Origin of the sequence: Moorena sp. SIO2C4 (genome assembly GCF_010672485.1) — a bacterium.
GTDB classification, from domain to species: Bacteria; Cyanobacteriota; Cyanobacteriia; order Cyanobacteriales; family Coleofasciculaceae; genus Moorena; species Moorena producens.
On record NZ_JAAHGN010000418.1, the window covers coordinates 1 to 6,179 of the forward strand.

At 42.2% G+C, this 6,179-nt stretch carries 4 protein-coding genes and 1 pseudogene; all 5 read right to left on the reverse strand.

What is annotated here, in order from left to right; genetic code table 11:
* Positions 1 to 979: pseudogene (locus tag F6K20_RS20625) on the reverse strand (hypothetical protein); the annotation flags it as partial.
* Between the two features lie 446 nt (positions 980 to 1,425).
* Entirely contained in the window at positions 1,426 to 3,333 is a 1,908-nt protein-coding gene (cmr6, locus tag F6K20_RS20630; RefSeq protein WP_287295859.1) for a type III-B CRISPR module RAMP protein Cmr6, read from the reverse strand.
* A complete protein-coding gene (locus tag F6K20_RS20635; RefSeq protein WP_287295861.1) occupies positions 3,333 to 3,815 on the reverse strand; it encodes a hypothetical protein in 483 nt (160 codons plus the stop codon). Before F6K20_RS20635 ends, cmr6 begins: the two co-directional genes overlap by 1 nt.
* Positions 3,812 to 4,732: a type III-B CRISPR module RAMP protein Cmr4 gene (cmr4, locus tag F6K20_RS20640; protein WP_287295863.1), complete on the reverse strand. Its 921-nt coding sequence runs from the start codon at positions 4,730 to 4,732 to the stop codon at positions 3,812 to 3,814. Before cmr4 ends, F6K20_RS20635 begins: the two co-directional genes overlap by 4 nt.
* Positions 4,729 to 5,874 (reverse strand): type III-B CRISPR module-associated Cmr3 family protein, encoded by a 1,146-nt coding sequence (locus F6K20_RS20645; protein ID WP_287295865.1) that lies wholly within the window; start codon positions 5,872 to 5,874, stop codon positions 4,729 to 4,731. Before F6K20_RS20645 ends, cmr4 begins: the two co-directional genes overlap by 4 nt.
* Positions 5,875 to 6,179: the final 305 nt, after the last annotated feature.

The following is a 6,179-nucleotide window of genomic DNA, read 5'->3' on the forward strand; positions in this document are numbered from 1 at the left end:
TGTTAAAACAGTAGAGGCCAATTTCCATAGCCTTAATCACTAATTCGATATCACTTTTGTTGTCAGACACAGCCTCTACCTCAATTCCTTGGGTAATCAAAGAGTCTAAGGTTTCTAACCAGTCCTTTAGAATCTGGATAGCACCATCAAAATCCCAGCGATTCAGCAGTTTTTTGACAGTTTGATATTTTTGACTGCGCCGATAACGCCAGTAGGAAAATAGGTTACAATCAGATAGTTTACCGTCTAAAATTCCGTCAATTGATAAATCTGGGCTGAGAAAGATGGGATTTTTGAAGCTGGCTGCCATGGTTTGGATTTGCAGCGCCATTTTCATCTGATTTGTTCCACCTTTGGTGCTGATTAAAACTAATTCCTCTTCTGATGGATTTTTATCAATTCCCTCAGCTTGACTAATCTCATTAAGAGCTTGGTAATAGTAGCCAAGCATGCGGTCTTGGTCATTACCAGGAATATCAGCAGGAATAATTTTCCACTCTAGGGAAAACTCCCATCCTTCTTCTTTAAGCCACTTGTCCAAGATATCGAACAAATAGATGGTATCCTTCTGATGACCTTCTGGTTGATTTTCACTTTGTTGGTCTGTGACGAAAATATATCCCTTTTTTGCCCCAAGACTGATCGCCTTTTTAATGGCACCACCAATCCTAACTGGCATCAGACGAGGATGCCAGTAATCTGGATTGGCTTGGTACTGATTAAACAAAACTTCTGTAAGCTTTCGGCTGGTTTGCTTAACCCCAACCTCAAATCCTAGTTCTTGGTAAAGATGCTCTCCTTCAATATACTTACGCTGGTCATTCCAAATTTCACTACGTTCAGGAGTTAAGGCAGCTTTTTGTTTATGGAGATTGGGTTCATCTCCCAAGAAGTCAATGGGTAGATAATAGTTTTCTCCTGCTATTGGTAGTTGAATAGCTAGATCAGAGGTGCCAATGTTAGCGATGAGAATTGCCATGATCTGTTTTAACCTTTTTTAATAAATTATAGGTGGGGTGTAAGCATTCAGTGGTCAGCTGTCAGCTGTCAGCTTTCCGTAACTCGGATTAAACAAATGGTTACCTGTTTTGGTGTTGCTGAATCAAGGAATGAATAGGAGTAGAGTGGGCATCCTGCCCGCTCCATAAGATCGCCGAACAGGCAAGATGCCTATTCCACAGCTGCTAACAGGCAAGATGCCTATTCCACCTCACTCTTAAAATCATTCCATTATTAAGCAATGCTCCTGTTTGATTCCATAGCTGATAGCTGATAGCTAATAGCTGTTCGCGTAGCGTGCGCGTAGCGCTTAAGCTGTTCGCGTAGCGTGCGCGTAGCGCTTAAGCTGATAGCTTACGGGGCTGTTTTTACTATAATGATGGATACTACCTGAGGCTGTCATCTGTTTTGATGCGAATGACGAAATTATGAACGACTTTTTGGAAATGGCCAGACTTTAGTGTAGGCAGTTGCCTCTTGCTGTAATTTATCAAGAAACTTGTTACGGGGCTTGACATTAGCACCAAACACGGTGACCACTTGGTAATTTCCTAAATCAGCAATCCAAACCGGAGAGCGATCGCCTGGATGACCACACAGGTCAGGGTCATAAATTCTGTCTCCTTTCCGATTAGTGATTTTCAACTTATCTGAGTGCAACACGGCTAAAGCATAAGGTTTATCAAACTGTTCTTGCCCAGAACAGAGGATAATCTGACAGTTACGATCTACCGCTTCTCGCCATTCCTTTTGGCTTAATCTCGGAACTGGTAAAAGCGATCGCGGATTAACTTGCTGATCACTCAGAGTAGCTAAAGCTGTACAAAAATCCTCCAATCTCTGCTGAAAACGAGACTTAAATTCTCCGGGAGTATCGGGTAATTGCCAGCATAAATCATTTTCCTTTGCTCTCAACCGACTACCGCGATAGTAAGGTTGTTTGGGATTTTGACGATTTTTGCGAGAATAAAGAGGTCGTCTTGCTCCCTGTCCGACTCCACCAAGATGAAACATTAACCAAGTCAAGTTTACCAATAACTTTTGAATAGTATCCCGTTCAGCTTGGGTGGTTGGTGCTTCCCGGGAATAACTCAGTTTTAGGGTTCCCTGTTGTTTGAGACAAGGTTGATCTTTAGGCTGTTCTGAAGTTCGAGGATTTTTGGCATCAGTAATATTAAACTGAATCCATCCTTGAGTTTGAGGTTGAATTGAACCAAACAACTGACATTCCCACCTCTTTACTTGTGCTACTGGTAAAAAGCCTAAAGCCAAAGTACGGAACCAGTAGCTCAGCATAGATTTAAAAGCTATAGGGCGCACCTCGGCTTCTGCATAGTCATCGGGTTTACCATTTGTCTTCAAAGGTTGGCGAACATTCCTAAAGCGTTTATACCCGTGAATCAGTTGACCTTCAAGGGTAAACTTGACCTGAAAAAATGGCTGACAATTATTATTTTCACCTTTAACCAGCATTTGACCATAGCCAGTATTAATCTGGGAACCAACACCGGATTGTAACCCCTTTTTCAACCAAGTTTTGACTTGATTCAAGGTATCTTGCTCACATCTAGCAGTTGGACGTAACCCAATTAAAAATTTCGGTTTGTTAAGAGAAAGGAAGGGATTAGGATTAGGGCTATACTTGGGATAGTCTTGATCCCAACTCCAGATATTATTAGCCATATCCACAGCTAAGCCTCTCTTCTCGACTCCCCATTGCTTGGCTAAGGGGTAAGCATCCAGAAAAATCACTTTCCCTGCACGGTCTTTGTCTTCAGCTTCCAAGGAACCAAAGTACTGTGCAACGTGTTTTTCTGCTTGTTGGTGGGCTTCCTCCCTCTGTTGCTGAGTTACTTCTGCTTTCTGCTGGAGCATATTGTCTAGAATAGCTTGAGTGAATTCCCAAAGTGCCTGACGTCTTGCCACACCTCGCAGAGTACTGGAAGGAATATAAGGTATTCCCAAGGCATCGAAGGCCGGAAGCAGAATATTTTCCGGTCCGGTTTGTCCCCCTACACGCATCCGCCAAGCACACTCAACCTCAAATGTATTATCCTTTCCAGCAATTAGCTGAGTGCGCTGGTTGAGGGTTTCCAAGCGTTTTTTGTATCCTCCAGCTTTTTCTGCTGCCATCTGGAGAACTTGTACCTTGGTTAAGTTATTCTGTTGCTGGTTTTTCTTGTCACCTTTTGCTGATGATGACTCAATCACAGGTTGAGGCGATCGCATCCAGCGTAGATATTCTACAAAACTAGCAGAATTATTAGGTTGGAATCCCTTCGGGAGTTTTTCTAGCCAAGTGGGAAGGGATTGATTGTCTGTATTTAAGGTCATTAATCTGACTCTCCTGGTTTAATGTCGTGGTAAACTGCATCTGCCCAGAAACTAAACTCTTGGGCTATAGCTAGTGCTACCCCTGTCAGACCCAGATATTGGTCATGTTTCATGGTATTGAGGGTTGCTAAACCGTCTTCATTGACTAAATTTCCGACTCCAGGAACGTTTTCTAAACTGCGAAAATAGCTTTCAATCACCTCTCTTTTGCCTTCCTGACTCTTGGTTGTCCTTTGGCCTATAGTAGGTGGCTTTTGTGGATCCCATTTATCAAGGGCAATTTCCTCACCTTTCAGACGCATTAATCCCCACGTGGCAACATAGGTATAGAGTTCTACTGCTTGACTCTTTTGCTCTTGAAGATGCTGTTTATAGTCTTGGGACTTAATCTCCTTGTTTTCCAAGGCTTTGTCATAGCGCGATCGCAAATCTTTTAAAGCTTCATACGCATATTTACTCAGAGTCCGTGGATCAAACATCATCCTTTCCCCTCTTTTTTGCCATTAGATTCTTTCTGTGGTGCCATCCACTGTTGCACAAATCCTCGTCCTAAACTTTCCTGTCCGCCAATTTGCAACAGGGAATTCTCCTTTAATAGCTGTTGAAAATCATCAAGATGCTCTTGGGCAGTACCATTAACTTGAGTAGTAACTCCCCAAGGGAAGTACATCAAAGTATCAGGAGGAATTGCTTCTTCATAGCGAAAACTGCCATCTGTAACAACCTTGTGTTCATTTAGCTTTACCTTTACCTGTCGCCACAGGCTCATCTGAATCAGAGTTTCACAGTGCTGGTTTGGCAAGACCAACACCTTATCAATACTGGTTTCATAGCCTTTAGGAATAAAATCTTGCCAATTCGGAAAAGGCTGCAAACTCCCGCCATCAATCAAGGCATCTTTCAGATAAACTGACTCTTTTTTGGGTATATTGCTACGGTAGTTTTTGATAGTATTAATACTACCATTACTATGGTTAAGCCTTACCCACCGTTGTAGTAATAAAGGACAACTAATCCAAATCACACCATGACTTAAAGAGGAAACGGGAAACCATAGGATTGAGCCATCTCCTATCCAAATACTGCCCTGTTCCAGTTGAGTTAGTTTGCGGTCTGTTTCCAATTCATAATAGTCAACAAAATCTTGATTCTTCAAATCCTCTAAATTAGGACCAAAAAGCTTAACTCGCCTAATCTGAGATTTAATCACGTTGTCTTCATTATTCGGGTCAATATTGCTTCCCACATTTGCTCGATATCGTCCCCGAATTGTACTCGAAGGTAAATAGGGAAAATTCGTATGAGATTCCCGGGCAATTCCTACTAAATTCCCTTCTTGACTCGTTCCCCCAGTATGTAAGGGAGAAAGTAGATATAAATAAGCAAGATTAACTGTCATTTTATCTTACCCCACAAAAGTTTTCCATAGTTCAATTGCCTAAAGGTTTCCAAATCATCATTATTACTATCAGGTAACAGCAGTTTATCCTTAGGTAAGTTTTCGCCAAAACTATAAACGGTACCTGGTGGCACAAACGCCCGTTGGGGTGATAAAGCAGGCTGCCAATTTCCCTTTGCCTGAGAATTCAATACCCGACGTTTGATCTGGGTTCGACCACCCCACAGTAATGGGCGATCGCTTACACAACCTCTGAGAGTTTCTTTCCAGTTACTGGGATAAACGCCATACTTAGCTTTCTGTTTTTCTGCTATTCCCGGAGTGAGTAAATAGGCAAAGTTGCTCGATTTTTGTTCAGAAAACTGCTCCAAGTCTTGCCAGGATTTTAAGGGCTTGATGGGGGAAACTATGGCTCGATGTCCCTCTCCTCCCAAGCGCACAACGGTCTGGTCTATTTTAATACTAATCCCTGCTACTAGTCGCCATCCCGGATGCATACGCACTGCTATTTCAGTGAAATAACCTTCTTCATCCCGTACCTGCCTAGTCCCTGATTTCATATGTATATGGGGTAGTATTTGTAGACTCCAAGGGTGATCACAGAAGTAATCTTTATCCTTGTTATCCTTTTTATTCTCAAAATTATTCCCTTGGAGATACTTGCTCAAGGCTTCAGCTTTAATCCAAGGTTGAGGAGAACCACAGATAAATTCATTATCCTCAAGTTGAGGAGGAACCATTGGTTGCAATTTGTCCCTATCAAAACAGATATAATCCCAACCGGGCTGAGTATCCTTTGGTTGAAGACGCTTTATCTTATCCCAAGTATCAGTTGCATCTTTGTTATAATCCTCTGCTTCGGTAGGATTATCTTTTTTGCTAACACAGAGTAAATCCTTTGGTGTTGGTAACCATAGTGTATCTTGTTCATCTAACAGAAATGGTCCGATAAATGTTAAATTTCGTTTCTTATCTTGCTGTTTATATCCATAATGGGGTAACGCAGAACGAATGGCTTGAAAGACGGTAATGGGCATGGGAGGAAACTGCCCATTTGCCCAAGACCCTTCCCCTGGACTAAAGGGTTTTGATTCTCGGAACAGTAACACATCTATCGGTTCAATGGTATACCAAGATAGCATTTTTTTTAGAGGGAGTAGTGAGTAGGGAGTAGGGAACAGGGAATCGGGAATCGGGAATCGGGAATCGGGAGATTGTTATTAAGGGTAGTTATCCTGACATGATATAAGCCTTCAATGGTCGTATTTCTGCCTTTTGCCTCTTGCCTCTTGCCTTTTGCCTTTTACCTATTGCCTGTTCCCTATTCCCTATTCCCTCCATTGCTGACGTTGTACCATTTTATCTACCCAAAAAGCACTGAATTTTAATAACATTGCTAAATCCTTTTGTTGGGTACCGAGGGCGCTTTCTCCAGCAGCTTTTCGGA